This is a genomic window from Duganella sp. 3397 (assembly GCF_031456625.1).
GTDB lineage: Bacteria > Pseudomonadota > Gammaproteobacteria > Burkholderiales > Burkholderiaceae_D > Rugamonas > Rugamonas phyllosphaerae.
This window is the reverse complement of the sequence record NZ_JAVDVB010000002.1, coordinates 896,517-916,212: the sequence shown is the minus strand read 5'-3', so window position 1 is coordinate 916,212 and position 19,696 is coordinate 896,517. Positions and strand designations below refer to the sequence as shown.

The following is a 19,696-nucleotide window of genomic DNA, read 5'->3' as shown; positions in this document are numbered from 1 at the left end:
GGGCGTTTACACAGTTTCATTATCCGGTAATGCAGCCACCGTACCGACCGTACGCAGCAGGAACGCGCTGATATCGTCGAACAACTCGGCCTGGATATCGGCGCGGTCGAAACCGGGTGGGTCTTGCGACGGATGAAATTCCGGCTTGGTCATCTCGGCCGGAAATTTGCTCATGAACGAAAAGTGGGCGGCGCCGGCAAACACCTTGTGCACCACCTGGGCGCGGTCGGCCACGCCATCGAGCACATTGAGCGCGTGCGCGACCGGCGTGTTCACATCCTGGTCGCCGGTGATCATCAGGACCGGTACCCGCACCGCGCGCAGCGCCTCGGGACGGAACCAGGCGGTGGCCGGCGCCAGCAACACCAGCGCGCGCACTCGGTCGTCGGGCGTCACCAGGACAGGCTGCGGCGGCTTGGTCTTGCGCTCGTACGGCCCGGTCCACGGCTTTCCCCCGGCCACCGCCAGCGCGGTGTAGCCGCCGATCGAATGGCCGATCACGGCCACGCAGTCGGGTTTCAGGTGGTCTTTCAGCTGCTGGTAAGCGGCATCGATGACAAGCGTGATGTGGCGCGGCCGGTTGGCTAGGTTGGCGGCGGTGTTGGCGCGGTTGTTGTTGTGGCGGGTGTTGCCGGTGTGGGCGGGCAGGGCGACGATGTAACCGTGCTGCACCAGGTGTCTGGCCAGTTCACGGTACGCCCACGGCGTGCCGGCGTTGCCGTGCGAGACTACCACCAGCGGGAAGGTGCCGCCGACCGGTGCTGCATCGACTGCGACATCGAGGGAATAAGGGCCGAACTGCTCGGGGGTTTCCACGCCGTGGGCCGGATACAGCAGCGCCAGCGGGATCATCGCCTTTTGCACCGTGTCTGCCACCTCCAGCAGGCGGCAGCCGCAAGTGGCCATGCTCAACCCCAGGCCGCCGGATCGATCTCGCCAGCCGCGCGCAACGCCGGCTTGCAAAACAAATAGCCTTGCATCAGGTCGATGCCGGCGCCGCGCAGGGTGTCGCGTTCGGCCGGGGTTTCGATGCCTTCGGCCAGCACCTTGACGTCGAGGTCGCGGCAGATCGACACGATGCCCCGCACGATGGCCTGCTTGGCGACGCTGGTGTCGATGCTGCGCACCAGGTCCATGTCGATCTTGATGATGTGCGGCTGGTATTCGGCCAGCAGGTTAAGCCCTGCGTAGCCGGCGCCAAAATCGTCGATCGCGGTCTGGAAGCCGAAGCGGCGGTACTCGCGGAAGATATTGACCAGGTGCGGGCGGTCCTGCACCTCTTCGCCCTCGGTCACTTCAAAGATGATGCGCTCGGTGGGAAAGCCGAATTCCTCGGCCGCCTGCAGCGTGCGCTGAATGCAGGCCGCAGGCTGGTACACGGCGTTGGGCAGGAAGTTGATCGACAAATAGCCTTGCAGATTGAGTTTGGCTGCGCCTTCGATGGCGGCCACGCGGCAGGCCTGGTCGAAGGCGTAGCGGTTGTCTTCATTCACCTGCGACAGCACCGACCAGGCCGACTCACCATTGGGACCGCGCACCAGGGCCTCGTGCGCATAGATCTGCTGCGTGCTCAGTTGGACGATGGGCTGGTAGGCATAAGAGAAGTCGAAACCGAGCGGCTCGGCCTCGCGGCATTGCTGACAGCCCTTGGCGGCAGACTTGTCCATGGTTTATGCCAACAGCGGCAGTATGCCGTCGAGGCCCGCGAAATTGAGCGCCACGCTGGCCTGCTCGCGTACCACCGGCTTGGCGCGGAACGCCACCGACATGCCGGCGATGCTCATCATTTTCAGGTCGTTGGCGCCGTCGCCCATCACGATTGCCTGCGACGGCGAGATGCCCAGCTCCGCACACACGCGCTCCACGGTCTGCTGCTTGGCGTCGGCGTCGACGATGGCGCCGAGTACCTTGCCGGTCAGTTTGCCGTCGACGATTTCAAGTTCGTTGGCGTGGGTGTAGTCGAGCTTCAGGCGTTCTTTCAGGCGGCTGGTGAAATAGGTGAAGCCGCCGGAGACCAGCAGGGTCTTCAGGCCAGCCTGCTGCACCGCTTGCAGCATGGCTTCCGCGCCCGGCGAGAGCTTCAGGCGTTCTTCATACACGCGCTCGAGCGCGGACGCGTCCAGGCCTTCGAGCAGCGCCACGCGGCGCGTGAGGCTGGCGGCAAAATCGAGTTCGCCGCGCATGGCCGCCTCGGTAATCTCGGACACCTGCGCCTTCAGGCCCTGCATGTCGGCGATTTCATCGATGCACTCGATGGTGATCAGGGTGGAATCCATGTCCATGGCCACCAGTTTGAAGTCGCTCATCTTTTGCACGCCGATGGCATAGGTGGCGTCCAGCTGCGCGGCATGGGCCGCCACTTCGATGGTCTGGCGCAGCGCCGGCGAAAAGGCGATGCCTTCGCAGCGCACGGCGCGGTCGCTCAGCCACGTGAGCGACTGCGGCGCTGTCAGCGCCGCGATACGTTCGAGTCGCGCACGGCTTTCGTCGTGCCCTTGTAAAACCAGGTTCATGGATTTGGTGGCTGATGTCATTGTTCTTGCTGGTTGTAGGCTTTGGTGTTCGGGTGTCGCTCGTTTAAGGTACGACCTTAGGCGCTCGCGGTCAATACCTGATTAATTGTTGGTGAGTTGTTTAATTGCACCTTTGATCTGCGCGACGCGCGCGGCCAGGTCCGGCATGGACGCCGTGATCTTCAGTTTGTCCTGGCCGGCGAGCTTGATCTGGCGGTTCTTCTGTATCAGTTCGATGATGCGCATCGGGTCGATCGGCGGCTTGGCCATGAACTGCAGGCTCGCTGCCTCGCCATGGGCGTCGATCTTGATGATGCCCACGGTCTTGGCGGCGATGCGCAGGCGGTGGGTTTCGATCAGCGCCTTGACCGGGTCGGGCAGCTTGCCGAAACGGTCGATCAGTTCTTCCTGCAAGTCGTCGATCTTGTCCTGGACCGAGCAGTTGGCCATGCGCTTGTAGATTGACAGCCGCTCGTGGACATCGCCGCAGAAGTCGGCCGGCAGCAGCGCCGGCGTGTGCAGGTTGATCTCGGTGGTGGTGGCCAGTGGCGCCGCCAGGTCGGGTTCCTTGCCGGCCTTGAGCGAGCGTACCGCCTCGTTGAGCATGTCGGTATAGAGCTGGAAGCCGATTTCGGTCATCTCGCCGGACTGGTTGTCGCCGAGGACTTCGCCGGCGCCCCGGATTTCCAGGTCGTGCATGGCGAGGTAAAAGCCGCTGCCCAGTTCTTCCATCTGCTGGATGGCGTCGAGTCGGCGCTGCGCCTGCTTGGTCAGGCCCTGCACATCGGTGACCAGCAGATACGCATACGCCTGGTGGTGCGAGCGGCCCACGCGCCCGCGCAGCTGGTGCAGCTGCGCCAGGCCGAACTTGTCGGCGCGGTGCATGATGATCGTGTTCGCGGTCGGCACGTCGATACCGGTTTCGATAATCGTGGTGCACAGCAGGATGTTGTAGCGCTGCGCCACGAAGTCGCGCATCACTTTTTCCAGGTCGCGCTCGTGCATCTGGCCGTGGGCTACCGCAATGCGCGCCTCGGGCAGCAGCTCGGTCAGCATCGCCATCCGGTTCTGAATGGTTTCCACCTCGTTGTGCAGGAAGTACACCTGGCCGCCGCGTTTGAGTTCGCGCAGGCAGGCCTCGCGGATGATCGACTCGCCCTCGCTGCGCACGAACGTCTTGATGGCCAGGCGCTTTTGCGGCGCGGTGGCGATGATGGAAAACTCGCGCAGGCCTTCGAGCGCCATGCCCAGCGTGCGCGGAATCGGCGTGGCGGTGAGCGTGAGCACGTCGACCTCCGCCCGCAGCGACTTCAATGCCTCCTTCTGACGCACGCCGAAGCGGTGTTCCTCGTCGATGATGACCAGGCCCAGGCGGGTGAATTTCACGTCGTCGGACAGCAGCTTGTGCGTGCCGATGACGATGTCGAGCGTGCCGTCGGCCATGCCCTTGATGGCCTGGTTGATTTCCTTGCCGGTGCGGAAGCGCGACATTTCGGCGATGCGCACCGGCCAGTCGGCAAAGCGGTCGGCGAAGGTTTGCGCGTGCTGTTCGGCCAGCAGCGTGGTGGGGGCGAGGATCGCCACCTGCTTGCCGCCCATGACCGCGATGAAGGCGGCGCGCAGCGCCACTTCGGTCTTGCCGAAGCCGACGTCGCCGCACACCAGCCGGTCCATCGGTTTGCCGGATGTCATGTCGCGGATCACGTTGTTGATCGCTTCCTGCTGGTCGGGCGTCTCGTCGAAGCCGAAGCTCTCGGCGAAGCGCTCGTAGTCGTGCGCCGAGTATTCGAAGGCATGGCCCTGGCGCAGCGCGCGGCGGGCGTACAGGTTGAGCAGTTCGGCGGCGGTGTCGCGAATCTGTTCCGCGGCGCGGCGCTTGGCCTTTTCCCACTGGCCGGATCCCAAGGTGTGCAGCGGCGCGTCTTCGGGCGCGGCGCCCGAGTAGCGCGAGATCACGTGCAGCTGCGAGACCGGCACGTACAGCTTGGTGTCCTTGGCGTATTCCAGGTGCAGGAACTCGGTTTCGCCTTCGCCCAGGTCCATGCTGGTCAGGCCCATGTAGCGGCCGATGCCATGGTTGATGTGCACCACCGGGTCGCCGATTTTCAGCTCGGACAGGTCGCGCACCATCGATTCGACCTGCGTGACCGCTTCCTGCTTCTTCTTGCCCACGCGGCGGCCAGAGCCCGCATACAGCTCGGTCTCGGTAATGAAGACCAGCCGCTCGGTAGGCGTGGCCAGCTCGAAACCGGTGTGCAGGGGTGCTACGCCCAGTGCCAGCTTGGCGGCGGACGTGGCAAAGCCTTCGAAACCTTCGACCGGCGTCAGCGCCAGGTCGTATTCGCTGAAGTACTGCTGCAAGGTTTCGCGGCGACCGTTTGTCTCGGCGCAGATCATCACCCGCGTGCCGGCCTGCAAAAGGTAGCTGCGCAGGTTGGTCAGCGGGTCTTCCAGGTGGCGGTTGACGGCGATATTGGGAATCGGCGCCGACAATTCGGACGCGCCCTGGTCGGCGTCCCTGGAAATGACCATGCGGCCATACGGCTTGGCCAGCGTGAAGAACTGTTCGTCCGACAGGAACAGCATGTCGGGCGGCAGGATCGGGCGTTCGCGGTCGGCTTTCAGGAAGCGGTGGCGCGAGGTGGTGTCGGCCCAGAAGCGCTTGATGGCGGCGTCAATGTCGCCGACCAGTGCCAGTGCCGCGCCCTCGGGCAGGTAGTCGAACAGGGTGGCGGTCTGCTCGAAGAACAGCGGCAGATAGTACTCGATACCGGCCGAGGCGATGCCGCTGCTGATGTCCTTGTAGACCACCGAGCGCGATGGGTCGCCTTCGAAATATTCGCGCCAGCGGCTGCGGAACGTGGTGCGCGCCGCTTCGTCCATCGGGAACTCGCGTCCCGGCAGCAGTCGCACTTCACCAACCGGGTACAGCGAGCGCTGGGTGTCGGCGTCAAAAGTGCGGATGGTTTCCACCGTATCGCCGAACAGGTCGAGCCGGTAGGGCAGGGCGGAGCCCATCGGGAACAGGTCGATCAACCCGCCGCGTACCGAGTATTCGCCGGGCGACATCACTTGCGTGACGTGCGTGTAGCCTGCCAGCGTCAGTTGCGCCTTCAAACGCGCTTCGTCGAGCGACTCGCCCTTCTTGAAGAAGAAAGTGTACGCCGCCAGGAACGACGGCGGCGCCATGCGCACCAGCGCCGTGGTGGCCGGCACCAGCATCACGTCGCACTGGCCGCTGGAGATTTCGTGCAGCGTGGCCAGGCGCTCGGACACCAGGTCCTGGTGGGGCGAGAAAGCGTCGTAAGGCAGGGTTTCCCAGTCCGGCAGCAGGTGGCAGCGCACTTCGTCGCCGGCGAACCACGGGATCTCGTCGCGCAGGCGCTGGGCGTCCGCTGCGCTGGACGTGATCACGGCCAGCATGCGGCCTTGCGCCTTGAGGGCGAGCGCCGCTTGCGCGAGCGCGTACGCATCCGAGGAGCCATGCAGGGTGGGCAGGGCAAAGCGATTGCCCGGTTTGGGAATGGAGTTGGCGAGGACTAGGGACACAATGAGGTGGACGCTGGTGAGCTGTGGTGCATGGTCAAAAGGTGAACAACATTATAGACGATGCACCGCAGCCCGGTCTGCGCCTACCCCGGCTTGGGTGCGGAGCCGGCCACGAGGTTGGCGATGCCGAACGGGATGTGCACCATCGGGATATTGCCGGCAGGGGACTTCAGGTGGCTCAACTGGTCGTCGAAGAACAGGTGCGGCTTGAAGATCGACAGGATGCGCGCTTTTTCCATCCCGCCCAGGAAGAAGGTTTCGTCGGCCGACACGCCCCAGCTCTTGAGCGTGGTGACCACGCGCTCGTGCGCGGGCGCGCTGCGGGCGGTGACGATGGCGATGCGCAAGATGCGCTGGTAGCCGGGATCGGCCGCTACCGCCTGGTCTTCCAGCCGCTGCATGGCCGAGAGCTTCTGGAACAGGTCGGCCAGCGGCCCCGGTTGATGCGGCACCGCCACCCGCTCGCGCTCGTGGGCGTGGAACTCGGCGACGTCGTTGTTGCGCTTGAAAACCGTCTCGGACTCGTCGTCGGCGATCACGCCGTCGAAGTCGAAGGCCACGCGCAGTTCGCCGTCGGCGTCGTCGTCCTCGGTCAGGCCCGGCAGCACCAGGCCGGCCGGGTAGTGGGCGTCGAGCGCCATGCGCACGTCCTGCTCGTTGGCGGTGAGGAACAGCGAGGTATTAAAGGCGGGCAGGTAGGTGTACGGCGACTTGCCGGTGACAAAACAGGCGCGCGAGATGTCGAGCCCGTAGTGGGCGATCGAGTTCATCACGCGCAGTCCGGTCTCCGGAGAATTGCGCGACAACAGCACCACTTCCACCGGAGAGGCTTGCGGGTGGTGGGCGTTGATCGATAAAAAACGCCGGATGAACGGAAACGCCACGCCCTTGCCGAGCACGACGTCGAGGTGGCGTTCCTGGTACTGGCGATACGCTTCGGCGCCGCTCTCGACGTAGACCTGGTGCGACTCGGTCAGGTCGAACAGCGCGCTCGACGCGATGCCGACCACCAGCTTGTGTTCTATCGGATAGGCCATGGATGGGTATTTGGGTTGTCAATCACGCCACTTTAACCGATTTTCCGTGCCAGCCGCGCCACACCTGCGCGCCGTAATGCACATTTCAATTGACGTGGATTGCGTGACAACGGATATTGGCTGGGCAAAACAAAAAGGTAAGCCACTTCTGGTACCGCAGTAATGTCAAGCAGCCCGTGTGGCTGCTTTTTTTTTGGCCCACATTCAAACCAAACGGAGTCATTTTGAAGCTTTTCCACAAAAGCATGATCTGCCTGGTGCTGCTTTCCGGTGCTGTGCAGTGAGACGCTGCTGGATCTCCTTGCTGCTAGCAGTCTGCGCGACGATCTTGCCTGCTGCTGTCGCTGCCCCGCCGACCTATCGGCAAGTGCTTGCACCTGTCGAAGCCGGCATCGATATTCCGGTTGACCTGTATTGGCCCGCTAACGCCCCCCGCGCGCTGGTGATCGTTGCACCAAATTCCGGCGGACTGGCCGATCCGTATTTCGACCCGGAACTTCAACAGGCTACTTACCGGCCCGATCATCGCGGGGGCCTGGTCGAGGCGCTGACAGGCCAGGGGTATGCCGTCGCCTTCTTCAGCCTGCGCGGTTTTGCACCGCTGCGCGAATGTGCTCACGGCGACCATTTCGCAGCGCGGGCGACCGACTTTGCCACCCACTGCGTCAACAGCGAGGTGCGCGGGACGGCCAATCTCGTCACCACCACTGCCGACACCGAGGCCGTCTTCCACGCGCTGTCGGCCTTGACGCTGACTGGTAAATTGCCGCAAGTAGCGCTGGCTTTTTCTGAAGGCATGCACCATGTCACGCTGCTGGCCGGGCAAGGCCGCATCGCACCGGCGGGCATCGTTGGCGCCGGCGGGCCGACAGCACCGCTGTCAGCGCTCTGGGCTTACCAGATGCAGCGCGGTTTTTATGTTGGGATGGTGCAAAAAGCGTTCGATCGGTGCCGCGCAGCGACACTGGACCTCGATCGCGTATTCGCCTGCGCCGAGGCCCGGCCATTGGCGGCGACCCGCGCCGGCCTGCAGGAATTTCTTGGGGCTACCGCCGTTTCGCCTGCAACGCTGGCAGCGCGCCGACAATACGCGCAAGCACTGTACCGGCAGGCGCTGGCCCACTATGCCGGCGATGTCAGTGACGAGGTCATGCCGGGAGCGTTCGGCGGCGTACGCGTGCCAGCAGTGTGGAACGGATCTTACTATTCGCAGGTATTCCAGACCCGCGCCAGTACCGTCGTGCAGTTGCAAGGCTACACTGGAAAAACGATTTATCTGTTTGGCCAGCTCGACTATCTGCAGCTGCCGGACCCGGGCGCATGTGCGGCATCTCCTCGTTGCAGCATCCGTACCATCGATGCCGTTGGGCACGGGTTGGAGGACGAGTCCGGAATCCCCCCTGCCCACGCCGTGCAAGCCATTGTCGATGCGGTCAATACAGTCTCCGCAATTGCACCTGCAGCCGCAGCCCCAGACACAGGCAAACGGTGAACACACCCGCATTGTCAAGCTGGACAGTGGCAGGCGCTGGCCGTTCTCAGGCCAGCATCGCCCGGTTCCGTCCCGACTTTTTGGCCTGGTACAGCGCCACATCGGCCGCGTGCACCAGCTGTTCGGGTTCTTCGCCGCCGACTGGCTGGCCGCATGCCACACCCACGCTCACCGTGACGATGCCGCCTGGCGCTGCCGCATGCACGATGCCCAGCGCGGCCACCGCTGCGCAGACCGCCTGCGCCAGGGCCATGGCGGTGTCGGGCTGGGCGTCGGGCACGATGAAGATGAATTCCTCGCCGCCGTAACGCGCCACCTGGTCGCCACCGCGCCGGAACTGGTCATCGATCGCCGCCGCCACGCGGCGCAGGCAGTCATCGCCCTGTTGATGGCCGTAGTGGTCGTTGTACTTCTTGAAGTGGTCGATATCGAGCATGCCGATGGCCAGCAGGCTGTGCTGGCGCGCCGCCCGTGTCCATTCCGCCGCCAGGATCTGGTCGAAGCGGCGGCGGTTCGGGATGCCGGTGAGGACGTCGGTCATCGACATCAGCGCGAGGCTGTTGTTGGCTTGCTGCAGTTCGGCCGTACGCTGGGCCACGTGCGCTTCCAGGCGCTGCTCCGACAGTTTCAGACCGGTGATCAGGTCGTTCTGGGCGGCCAGCGCCATTGCCTGCGCCTGCTCCTTCTCGCGCCGCATCACGTGCATGCGGTCGGCCAGCGCAAACGCCAGCAGCAGCATTTCGCAGGCGGATCCTATCTGCGCGCCGAAATTGGTGCCCAGGTTGTGCGGCAATATCGCCAGCGCGGCCAGGGCGCTGCCCATGTTACCCACCAGCAGCACGCAAAACGCGGCGCTGAAGTAGTAGGCGCTGCGCTGGCGGCGCCATACGCACACCAGCGCGATCACCAGCGTCAGCGGCGAGGTAATGCTCCAGATCGTGGTGATGGCGCCGGCCACCTGCTGGTAGAACAGCACCAGCAGCACCGGCGAGACCAGGAACCATGCCACCATCGCCAGCAGCAGCTTGTCGAGCCAGGGCACCAGGGTGCGGGTGCCGATCATCCGCCGCATGAACATGGTGAGCGTGGCGTGCGACAGCGAGAACAGGATCGCGGCCGACAGGTTGGGCCAGCGTCCGCCCACCGCTGGCCACAGCCATTCGTGACCCAGGCCGTTCTGGGCGGCCAGCCCCATGGCGGTAACCACCACGAAGACCACGTACATCAGGTACAGCCGGTCGCGCAGCATGGCGAACAGCACCAGGTTGAACAGCATCATGGCGATCACCATGCCGAAGAAAATGCCCTGCGCCAGGTAGTCGCCCTGGGCGTGGACTGCAAACGCCTGCGGCTCCCACAGGCGCAGCGGTATCAGCTTGGCGCCCTCGGAGGCTACACGCAGATAATAAGTGTGCTGCGATCGGGCCGGCAGCTCGATCTGGTAGACATAGTAACGGTTGGGGTAATCGCGCGAGGCATACGGCATTGCGCTGCCGGTGTGGTGCGCACGATAGCTGCCGTCTTCATCCGGTTCATAGAACGTGATATCGCTCAGGCGCGCGTTACTGATTTCGAGCAGGCGACGCACTGGCGCAGCACCCGAATTGCGCAGCTCCACCTTGAGCCAGTAGGCTGACCGGGAATAGCCAAAGCTGATCGCCTGGTCGGCCTGTCCGCTGTAGCGATAGCTTTGCGCGCGCGCCTGCGCCAGATCGAGCGCGTGGCCAGGATCTTCGAGTACGGCAACAGCATCGGTGAGCGACACCACGCCCTGGTGGAGGGCGCGCACCTCGACCGGTGCCCCAGCGGCATGGGCTTTTGCTGACAATGCCAGCAAAAGCAACAGCGACAGCACGGCAAGCAGCGGCAGGAGGAAGTTGGGTGGGGGGCGACGTGTATACAATGGAAACATTCCTGGACAAGGATCACCATGTTACCGCATACGCTATAATATTTACCATAAAACCAACTAAAGAGACCGTCGTGCAGCCAGACTTTACCTTTGCCCAGTTTCAGACCATGACGCCGCTTGGCGCCGGCAATATCTGGGCCTACCTGCTCGACCATTACGCCGACCGCATCACCGTCAAGCGCCGTAAACCGGCGCTGGAAAACCTCGAACGGATCTTCAACGCCACCTTCAAACTGGCCAACGATGTCGGCTTTCGCGCCATGAACCTGCGCGATTTGTGCCAGGAAACCGGCTTGTCGATGGGGGGCTTGTACGGCTACATCAGCAACAAGGACCAACTGGCGGAAATGATTGGCGACGTGGTGCGCCACGCCACTCACCAGGTGCCGCTGCTGTTCGACACCATCGCCGATCCGCTCGACCGCCTGGAAGCGTTGATACGCTCGTCGATCTACATCTCCGAGATCTTGCAGCCGTGGTTTTATTTCGTGTACATGGATTCGCGCGTGCTGCAGCCGGAATTGCGCCACGCGGCCAAGCGTTCGGAGTTGTACGTGCAGTCGCTGTTTGCCGAGGTGATCGTGCGCCTGCCGTCGCGCCCGCCGGGCAGCGCCGACCTGCTGGCGTCGCACCTGATGGCAACGTTCCAGGACTGGTATGTCAAACGGTGGAAATACCGGGCGGCGGACGTGACGCCCGATCAATTTGCCGGCAGCGCGGTGCGGATGATGCGCGGGTACCTGGCGATACCCGCTCTTTAACGCTTGCTGTAGTCTAAGGCGCGGGGCAGTTGTTGGCGGGGGCCTGGCCCTTGAAGCGCGCGTCCATCCACGCCGGCAGCCGTTTTGCCGCTTCCGGCACCATGGTCAGGTGGTTGAGCGTGGCGAACTCGTTGTATTCCACCGCCGATCCCGCCTTGCACAGGGCGCTGCGTTCACGCTGGTTGAGCGCGACCGGCGTGTCGGTGTCCAGGGTGCCCTGGAACATCACGAACGGCATCGAACCGCGCGGCGTGAAGTTGTCCACCGCCGTGAGCGCGTTCCACCAGCTCGAGCCGGGCGCCAGTGCGCCGGGCTGGTAGGCGTCACGCACGCTGGTCGCCAGTTCCCAGATGTCGTAGCAGCCATTGGTCAGCGCCGGCAGCTGCTCCATGCCCTCGGCCGAAAGGAAGTCGCGGTATTTGAGCTCCGGCATATAGGCCTGGATGCCGGGCAGCGTGGAGATCACGTAGCCGGCGTTGGTCGGCGACTTCATCGAGTTGAGCGTGAGCTCGCGGATGCGCACGGCCGGCGCGATCAGCGCGGCGCCCAGGCCGGTGAATTCGGGCGCGTAGCTGGCCGCGATGTTTTCGGCCCACATGGTGGTCTGGCCGCCCTGCGACCAGCCGTACATCACGTAGCGCGCCGAGGCCCGGGCGTCCGGGAATTTTTGCGCCACGCGCAGCATGTCCAGCGAGGCGCGCGCATTTGGCTGGCCCGCCATGTACAAGGCGGGGCCGGGCAGGCCCAGGCCGGGGTAGTCGCTCATCACTACCACGCGGCCGGCGGCAAGCTGGCTGCTGATGGCCGGCACCCGGTCCACGCTGTTCTCCAGCAGGTTGCGCCGCGACGGTGCGCAGGCATCGCCCAGGCCGGCAGTTTCGTGGTTCCACAGGACGATGTCGCGCGGCGCCGTGGCGGCTGCCGCCGGATAGTAGACTTCGCCCGACACGTATGCCAGTTTGCCTGGCGCGATTTCCGACACGTACACCACGCTCCAGCCCTGCGCGCCGGCAGGCGCGTCACCGCGCTTTTGCGCGCGCAGGATGTCGCCCGGTTTGGCGCCGGCCGGGGGCGCTTCCTGGACGGCCCAGAAGTCGGTGCCGATTGCCACTTCCTTGAACGGCGCCAGCGTGGCCGCGTGGGCATCGCCGACGCCGACGCTGCCGCTGTTGCCGCAACCGGCCAGCGCCAGTGCGGCAGTGGCGGCGCACAGCAGCGCTGCCACGGTTCCTGTCGTTGTTTTCATGATTGTCTCCATAATTGTTGTCGTGGTTTATATCAGGTGGCCTGATACAATCCATCATACTGTCCGTCACGCGATAAACACCCCTCCTCGAATGCGGAGGTGGGGGCAGGAGCAACGCCATGCATCTCGAGAGTCTTGATAGTCTTGATAGCGACTGGACCACCGGCACCGGCACCGGAGACGGCGACGGCGCACCGGCGCCGCTGCACCGCGCGCTGGGGCCGTGCCTGCTGCGCATTGGTCAACTGGCGCGGCAGACTGCGCCCGCCGAGTTTCTGCACGCCTCCATGCTGGCGCTGCGCGAGCACGTCGGTTTCGATGCCGCATGGTGGGGCGAGGTGATCAACGCAGCGCCCGCTGCTGGTGCCGGCGCCGGCCCGCGCAACCTGCTCCATGCGAGCATTGGCCTCAGTCCGACCTTTGCCCAGGAGTGGAACCGCGACGTGGCCGCCGTGGACACGTTTGCGCTCAGCACCATGGCCGACCTGGGCACGGTGTTTCGCGTCAGCGGCCACTACCGGGGGCCGCCCGGTGCGGTCGCGGAGTTCGTCGTGCGGCATCGCCTGTATTGCATCCTGACCATGACCATCGCGCTGGAACACAGCGGACTGCTGTTTTTCATTTGCCTGTACCGCCACGATCCGCAGGCAGGGTTCAGCGATGCCGAAAGCGCGTTCTTTGCCGATGTTACCCGGCACCTGGCCCAGGCCTGGCAGCACCGGGTAGCCGATCTGCTGAGCTTGACCATGGCCGGTGCCGGCGCCGGCGCTGTTACTGTTACTGGTACTGGTACTGTTGCAGGGTTAGGGGCTGGGACGGTTGCCGGCGGCTGCGCCGGCACGGTGCTGGCGCTGGCCGACCATGCCGGGCGGCTGCATTACCTGGGGCAGGGCATGGCGCAAGTACTAGCGCGTTATGCGCCGGATTGGACCGGTACCGTATTGCCGCCCGCAGTGAGCGCAGCGTTCCTCCGCGCGCCCTGTGCGTTGCGCCTGGCCGGCGCCAGCTTGTGGCTCGAACCGGTGGGACAGTTGATGGCAGTGACGGTCAGGAGCAGCACGGCGGCGCAATTGCCGCTGTCGCCGCGCGAACTGGGTGCGGCGCTGCTCTATACGCAGGGCCATAGCAGCAAGCAGGTCGCGCGCCTGCTTGGCCTGTCGCCGTCCACCGTGCGCACCTACCTGCGCGACGCCTACCGCGCACTGGGGGTGTCGAACAAGATCGGGCTGGCGGCGGCGCTGGGACGCCACCAGCGGCCCGGATAGCTTTTTAGCGTGCTGGCAGTGACGCCGGTGGCGGCGCCGGTGTCGGTGGCGGTGGTGGTGGCGGCGGCGCACCGGCGCCAGTCGGCATCGGCACGATGTTCTCCGCCCCAGGTGGCGCTGCATCGAGATCCAGTGACACCCGCGCGGCGTCGCCGGTGAACTCATCGTACAGCCATTCGCTGCCCACCTGCATCAGGCCCACCGGTACCGGCCGGTCGCGTGCCGGCCGGTCTTTCATCGCCACCTTCATGTAGTCGAGCCAGATCGGCAGCGCCACGGTGGCGCCGAACTCCTTGTTGCCCAGCGATTTGGAATCGTCGTAACCCATCCACGACACTGCCACGATGCCGCCGCCGTAGCCTGCAAACCAGCCATCGACCGCCTCCGACGAGGTACCGGTTTTGCCGGCCATGTCGTGGCGGCCCAGGCGCGCGACGGCGCCGCCGGTGCCGGTGCGTGTCACTTCCCGCAGCATGCTGTCGGTGACATACGCATTGCGCGGATCGAGCACGCGCGCCTCGTCGGGCAGGGTGGTGCGCGGCTTGGCTTCGGAGATGATCTTGCCGTCGCCATCGACGATTTTGGCGATCAGGTACGGCTCCACCGAGTAGCCGCCGTTGGCGAACACCGAGTAGGCGCCGGCCATCTGCGCCGGCGTGACCGAGCCGGTGCCCAGCGCCATGGTGAAGTTCTTCGGATGCTTGGCCAGATCGAAGCCGAACTTGCCCAGGTAATCGTGCGCGTACGGCACCGTGATGGCGCGCAGGATGCGCACCGTGACCACGTTTTTCGATTCAGCCAGCGCGTAGCGCATGGTGATCGGGCCTTCGTACTTGCCGTCGTCGTTGCGCGGGCTCCAGGGCTGGCTGCCGGTTTCGGCAGCGGTCAGCTCCAGCGGCTCGTCATTGAGCAGCGTGGCCGGCGAAAAGCCTTTTTCCAGCGCCGCCGAATACACGAACGGCTTGATCGAGGAACCGGGCTGGCGCCATGCCTGCGTGACGTGATTGAACTTTTGCAGGTTGTAGTCGAAACCGCCGACCATGGCGTGATAGCCGCCGTTGACCGCGTCCATCGACACGAACGCCGCCGCCACCTGCGGCACCTGCGAAATGGCCCAGCCCTTTTTGCCGTTGTCCATGATGCGGATGACGGCGCCGGGACGCACGCGCAGCGATTCCCTGGCCTTGTCGGTGAGGGCGCTGGCAGCCAGGCGCAGGCCGTCGCCGGTGATGTTGATCTCGTCGCCGGCTTCGTTCTGCACCGTGACCGACTTGGTGCTGGCGGCCAGCACCACGGCCGCGATCAGGCGGTCGCTGGTGGGGCGGCGCTGCAGCGCATCTTCGATGGCGTCGTCGCGCTCGTCGGCGTCGGCGGGCAGGGTGATGGTGGCTTCCGGGCCGCGGTAGCCGTGGCGCTGGTCGTAGTTGATGACGTTGCGGCGCATCGACTCGTAGGCCGCGTTCTGGTCGTCCTTGAGGATGGTGGTGTATACGCTGATGCCGCGCGTATAAGCCTCGTCCTTGAACTGCGCATACACCACCTGGCGCGCCAGCTCGGCCACGTATTCGGCGTGCACCTCGAACTGCTGGCCCTTGGCGCTGATATGGATCGGCTGCTTGAGCGCCGCCTCGTACTGGTCGGCGCTGATGTAATCGAGGTCGCGCATCGACTTCAGTACCAGTTGCTGGCGCTGCTTTGCGCGCTTGAGGTTGGTGATCGGGTTATGGCGCGCCGGGTTTTGCGGCAGGCCGGCCAGCATCGCCATTTCGGCGACGTTCAATTCCTTGAGCGACTTGCCGAAATAAGTTTGCGCCGCGCTGCCGAAGCCAAACGAGCGCTGGCCCAGGTAGATCTGGTTCATGTACAGCTCGAGGATTTCGTCCTTGGAGAGGGCGTTCTCGATCTTCAGGGCCAGCATCACTTCGTTGAGCTTGCGGCCCAGGACTTTTTCGCGGGTGAGGAAGAAATTGCGCGCGACCTGCATGGTGATGGTGGACCCGCCCTGGCGGAACGAGCCGCCCAGGTTGGCCTTGACGGCGCCCATGGCGCGCACCCAGTCGATGCCATTGTGCTCGTAGAAGCGCTTGTCCTCGATCGACAGCACCGCTTTTTTCATCAGGTCCGGCATCTCCTTGATGGGGATGAAGTCGCGGTGCTCCTCGCCGAATTCGCCGATCAGGGCATTGTCGGCGGTGTATACGCGCAGCGGAATCTTTGGCTTGTAGTCGGAGATTTTATCGAGCGACGGCAAATTGGGCGCAATCGCCAGGAACATGTACGCCGCCAGCGCGACCGCGCCGATCAGGGCCACCAGGCCGATCACGATCACGCCACGGAGGGTGTTGCGGCGGTTGAGCCACTGGGGCAGTTTGTTGGTAGTAGCAGTCAAAGCGTAGGTCTCGCTATCAATACGGTGCGCAGATTATAGACCAACGAAATTTGAGCCAGCTTAAATAGCAAACTTATAACGAACGTGGCTTTCACGGTGAATTTTAGAAGGACGATACGGTTGCCCTCTATCATCAAAGTGAAATTTGTCGTACCGTAGGGGATGTGGCAAATCTTGCCATATTACAAGTCACCTCGGGGAACTCATGGCGGAACCGCAGCACACGCTCGATTGCGATGTCCTGATCGTGGGCGGCGGCATCAATGGCGCGGGTATCGCGCGCGATGCGGCCGGACGCGGGCTGTCGGTCGTCCTGTGCGAAAAGGACGACCTGGCGGCGCACACGTCGTCGGCCTCGACCAAGCTGATACACGGCGGCCTGCGCTATCTCGAGTACTACGAATTCAACCTGGTGCGCAAGGCGCTGATCGAGCGCGAAGTGCTGCTGCGCGCCGCGCCGCACATCATGTGGCCGCTGCGCTTTGTCATGCCGCATTCAAAAGGTCAGCGTTCCGCGCTGCTGATCCGCGCCGCCCTGTGGCTCTACGACACGCTGGCCAAGCGCGAACTGCTGCCGCGCTCGGCCGCCATCAACCTGCGCTGCCACTCGGCCGGCAAGCCGCTCAAGCCGGAATTTCGCTGCGGCTTCGCCTACTCCGACGGCTGGGTGGACGATGCCCGCCTGGTCGTGCTCAACGCCATGGACGCCTGCGAGAAGGGCGCTACCATCCTCACCCAGGCCCGGGTGGACACGCTCAGCCGCAAGGGCGCCGGCTGGGAAGCGATCATCGACAAGCCCACCTGCGGCGGCATCCGCGTCAACGCGCGATACGTGGTCAACGCGGCCGGGCCGTGGACCGCGCAGATGCTGCACACGGCAACGCCGAAAGACGGCGCTGGCCACCTGCGCCTGGTCAAGGGCAGCCATATCGTGGTCAGGCGCATGTTCGATCACGATAACGCCTATATTTTTCAGAACCGCGACGGCCGCATCGTGTTCGCGATTCCGTACGAGCGCGATTTCACGCTGATCGGCACCACCGATATCGATTACAAGGGGGACGCCAACGGCGTGGCGATCGACGACACCGAAATCGCCTACCTGTGCCAGCTGGCCAGCGAGTATTTCGTCAAGCCGGTGGCGCCTGCCGACGTGGTGTGGACCTATTCCGGCGTGCGTCCGCTGCTCGACGACGGCGCCGACGCCAAGGCCGTCACCCGCGACTACAAGCTCGAAGTCGACAGCGATGGCGCGCCGATCCTGAGCATTTTCGGCGGCAAGATCACCACCTACCGCAAGCTGGCCGAAGAAGCGGTGGAACTGATCGCCAAGGCCCTGGACAACCGCCACGGCAACTGGACCGCCCACGCCTGCCTGCCGGGCGGCGACTTGTACGGCGCCGAGCCGCAAAACAAGTCGGTGCTGGGTTTCGACGAATGGGTGCGCAACGTGCAGAACCATTACGCCTGGCTGCCGCCGCTACTGGTGGTGCGCTACACCCGCGCCTACGGCACTCGCATCCACACGCTGCTGCGCGACCGCGCTACGGTGGCCGACATGGGCGCCGAAATCGTCCCCGGCCTGTATGAAGTGGAAGTGGCGTACCTGCGCAAGTACGAGTGGGCGCGCACGGCGCAGGACATCCTGTGGCGCCGCTCCAAGCTGGGGTTGCATTTGCCGCCCGAGGCGGCGACCACACTGCAGGCGTGGCTCACCGCCCACCCGATGCAGTTCAAATAGCGCAGCTTAAACGACAAACGGCGCCCGAGAGCGCCGTTTATCTTGCAACTGCGCTCCCGCCTGCGCGGGAGCGACGTCATTGCGCTTACTTCACGCCGTGCATCAGCTTCTGGATCAGCGGAGCGACCAGGAACAGCAGCACGCCGCCGGCAAGCAGCGAATAAAAGCCCACGGTGTAACCCGACAGTGCCGACGTGATCGACATGCCACCCGTGCCACTGACGTGGGAGGCGAACATGCCCGACAGGTTGTTGCCGATACCGGTGGACAGGAACCAGCCACCCATACCCAGGCCCACCAGGCGGGTAGGCGCCAGCTTGGTCACCATCGACAGGCCGATCGGCGACAGGCACAGCTCACCGATCGACTGCAGCACGTAGACCATGAACAGGGTCCAGAACGGGATCTTGTTGTCGATATTGACCAGCATCGACAGCGAATACATCAACAGGCCGAACGCCAGGGCGTTGAACAGCAGGCCCAGGCCGAATTTACGCGGAATCGACGGATTGGCGCGACCGAGCTTGACCCAGATGAACGCGATCAGCGGCGCGAACGTGATGATGGCCAGCGAATTCACGGTCTGGAACCAGGCCACCGGGAAGGTCCAGTTGAACATGTCGCGGTCGACGATTTTTTCGGCCAGGAAGGTGAACGAGCTGCCAGCCTGCTCGAAGAACATCCAGAACATGATATTGAAGAAGAAGATGATCAGCATCGCCAGCGCCTTGTCGCGCGCGACCTTGCCGTTTTTGAAGCCTTCCACCAGCACCATCACCGACAGGATGATGAACAAAATGGTCAGCACGATCTGCAGGTTGGCGGCGCCGGCGGCCAGCAGGAAGTACACGACCGGGATCACGCACAGCGAGCCGATGATCACGTACAGCAGGCGTTTTGGATCGGCATGCTGCGCGTCCGGGGCGCCAATGCCCAGCAGGCGCGCGCGGCCGATGAAGAACCATACCAGGCTAATCAGCATGCCCACCCCGGCCGACATGAACACCACTTTGTAGGCGGGCATGCCATCGGTGCCGAACACCTTGGCGGCGAGCCACTCGGTCAGCACCGGCGCGACCATGGCGCCGGCATTGATGCCCATGTAGAAAATGGTGAAGCCCGAATCGCGGCGTGGATCGCCGGTGGTATAGAGCTTGCCGACCATGGTCGAGATGTTCGGCTTGAACATGCCGTTACCGACGATGATGGTGGCCAGGCCCAACTTGAACACTTCTTCGTGCGGCACGGCGATCATGAACAGGCCCGCCGCCATGAAGGCGGCGCCGATGAGGATCGAGCGCTGGTAGCCGAGCACGCGGTCGGCCACGTAGCCGCCGAACAGGGCGGCCGCATAGACCAGCGCGAGGTAGGAGCCGTACACGAGGTTGGCGGCGGATTCACCGGACGCATCGCCGTTGTAGAACTGGGCGACGACGTAAAGCACGAGTGCCCAACGGATGCCGTAGAACGCGAAGCGCTCCCAGAACTCGGTCATGAACAACATCCACAGCGGGGCCGGGTGTCCCATGATCTGTTTGAACTCGGGCACGACTGCTTCCGATTTATTGATGGTGGCACCGCTCATGCGGGGTCTCCTCTTCGATGATCTGTTTAAAAATGTCTCGGGCCCCCTCGTGAGGGGCCAAATCGGGCGCCATTTTAATCTACAAATGGTTTAGAAAGTACTTTTTGCGCGCTGCGCTGCACCAAACTCCGCACGCAGCGCGCCGACTTGTCGTATATTGGCAGGGCAGGGGACCCTGCGAGACACCGAATCTGCGCACCTGAATA

General features: G+C 64.1%; 13 protein-coding genes. 4 read left to right on the top strand and 9 right to left on the bottom strand.

Annotation, left to right across the window (positions count from 1 at the left end):
• Positions 1-6: 6 nt before the first annotated feature.
• The 5 genes from J2X54_RS08455 to J2X54_RS08435 form a co-directional block, all read right to left on the bottom strand.
• Positions 7-906, bottom strand: a complete 900-nt coding sequence (locus J2X54_RS08455) for an alpha/beta fold hydrolase (protein ID WP_310179773.1) — start codon at positions 904-906, stop codon at positions 7-9.
• A 2-nt stretch (positions 907-908) separates the two neighbouring features.
• On the bottom strand, positions 909-1,667 hold the full coding sequence (locus J2X54_RS08450; protein ID WP_070252072.1) for an EAL domain-containing protein: 759 nt from the start codon (positions 1,665-1,667) through the stop codon (positions 909-911).
• 3 nt (positions 1,668-1,670) lie between these two features.
• Positions 1,671-2,513, bottom strand: coding sequence for a phosphoserine phosphatase SerB (serB, locus tag J2X54_RS08445; protein WP_310179772.1), 843 nt, complete (start codon positions 2,511-2,513; stop codon positions 1,671-1,673).
• Positions 2,514-2,615: 102 nt separating this feature from the next.
• Positions 2,616-6,062 (bottom strand): transcription-repair coupling factor, encoded by a 3,447-nt coding sequence (gene mfd / locus J2X54_RS08440; RefSeq protein WP_310179771.1) that lies wholly within the window; start codon positions 6,060-6,062, stop codon positions 2,616-2,618.
• Between the two features lie 83 nt (positions 6,063-6,145).
• Positions 6,146-7,099 (bottom strand): 5'-nucleotidase, encoded by a 954-nt coding sequence (locus J2X54_RS08435; protein ID WP_310179770.1) that lies wholly within the window; start codon positions 7,097-7,099, stop codon positions 6,146-6,148.
• 178 nt (positions 7,100-7,277) lie between these two features.
• Here J2X54_RS08435 and J2X54_RS08430 point away from each other — a divergent pair, with 178 nt between their 5' ends.
• The gene (locus J2X54_RS08430; protein ID WP_310179769.1) at positions 7,278-8,591 is read left to right on the top strand and encodes a hypothetical protein; all 1,314 of its coding nucleotides are present in this window, start codon (positions 7,278-7,280) and stop codon (positions 8,589-8,591) included.
• Positions 8,592-8,637: 46 nt separating this feature from the next.
• Here the strand turns inward: J2X54_RS08430 and J2X54_RS08425 are convergent, their stop codons facing one another.
• On the bottom strand, positions 8,638-10,494 hold the full coding sequence (locus J2X54_RS08425; RefSeq protein WP_310179768.1) for a diguanylate cyclase domain-containing protein: 1,857 nt from the start codon (positions 10,492-10,494) through the stop codon (positions 8,638-8,640).
• An 80-nt stretch (positions 10,495-10,574) separates the two neighbouring features.
• Here J2X54_RS08425 and J2X54_RS08420 point away from each other — a divergent pair, with 80 nt between their 5' ends.
• On the top strand, positions 10,575-11,264 hold the full coding sequence (locus J2X54_RS08420; RefSeq protein WP_229255510.1) for a TetR/AcrR family transcriptional regulator: 690 nt from the start codon (positions 10,575-10,577) through the stop codon (positions 11,262-11,264).
• A 13-nt stretch (positions 11,265-11,277) separates the two neighbouring features.
• Here J2X54_RS08420 and J2X54_RS08415 read toward each other — a convergent pair whose 3' ends face one another.
• Positions 11,278-12,510, bottom strand: a complete 1,233-nt coding sequence (locus J2X54_RS08415; RefSeq protein WP_310179766.1) for a lipase family protein — start codon at positions 12,508-12,510, stop codon at positions 11,278-11,280.
• 119 nt (positions 12,511-12,629) lie between these two features.
• Here J2X54_RS08415 and J2X54_RS08410 point away from each other — a divergent pair, with 119 nt between their 5' ends.
• Entirely contained in the window at positions 12,630-13,775 is a 1,146-nt protein-coding gene (locus J2X54_RS08410) for a LuxR C-terminal-related transcriptional regulator (RefSeq protein ID WP_310179764.1), read from the top strand.
• A gap of 4 nt (positions 13,776-13,779) precedes the next feature.
• On the opposite strand, the gene J2X54_RS08405 is transcribed toward J2X54_RS08410, so the two are convergent.
• The gene (locus tag J2X54_RS08405) at positions 13,780-16,164 is read right to left on the bottom strand and encodes a penicillin-binding protein 1A (protein ID WP_310179763.1); all 2,385 of its coding nucleotides are present in this window, start codon (positions 16,162-16,164) and stop codon (positions 13,780-13,782) included.
• Positions 16,165-16,369: 205 nt separating this feature from the next.
• Here J2X54_RS08405 and glpD point away from each other — a divergent pair, with 205 nt between their 5' ends.
• On the top strand, positions 16,370-17,905 hold the full coding sequence (gene glpD / locus J2X54_RS08400; protein WP_310179762.1) for a glycerol-3-phosphate dehydrogenase: 1,536 nt from the start codon (positions 16,370-16,372) through the stop codon (positions 17,903-17,905).
• Positions 17,906-17,990: 85 nt separating this feature from the next.
• Here glpD and J2X54_RS08395 read toward each other — a convergent pair whose 3' ends face one another.
• On the bottom strand, positions 17,991-19,490 hold the full coding sequence (locus J2X54_RS08395; protein ID WP_070252063.1) for a peptide MFS transporter: 1,500 nt from the start codon (positions 19,488-19,490) through the stop codon (positions 17,991-17,993).
• Positions 19,491-19,696: the final 206 nt, after the last annotated feature.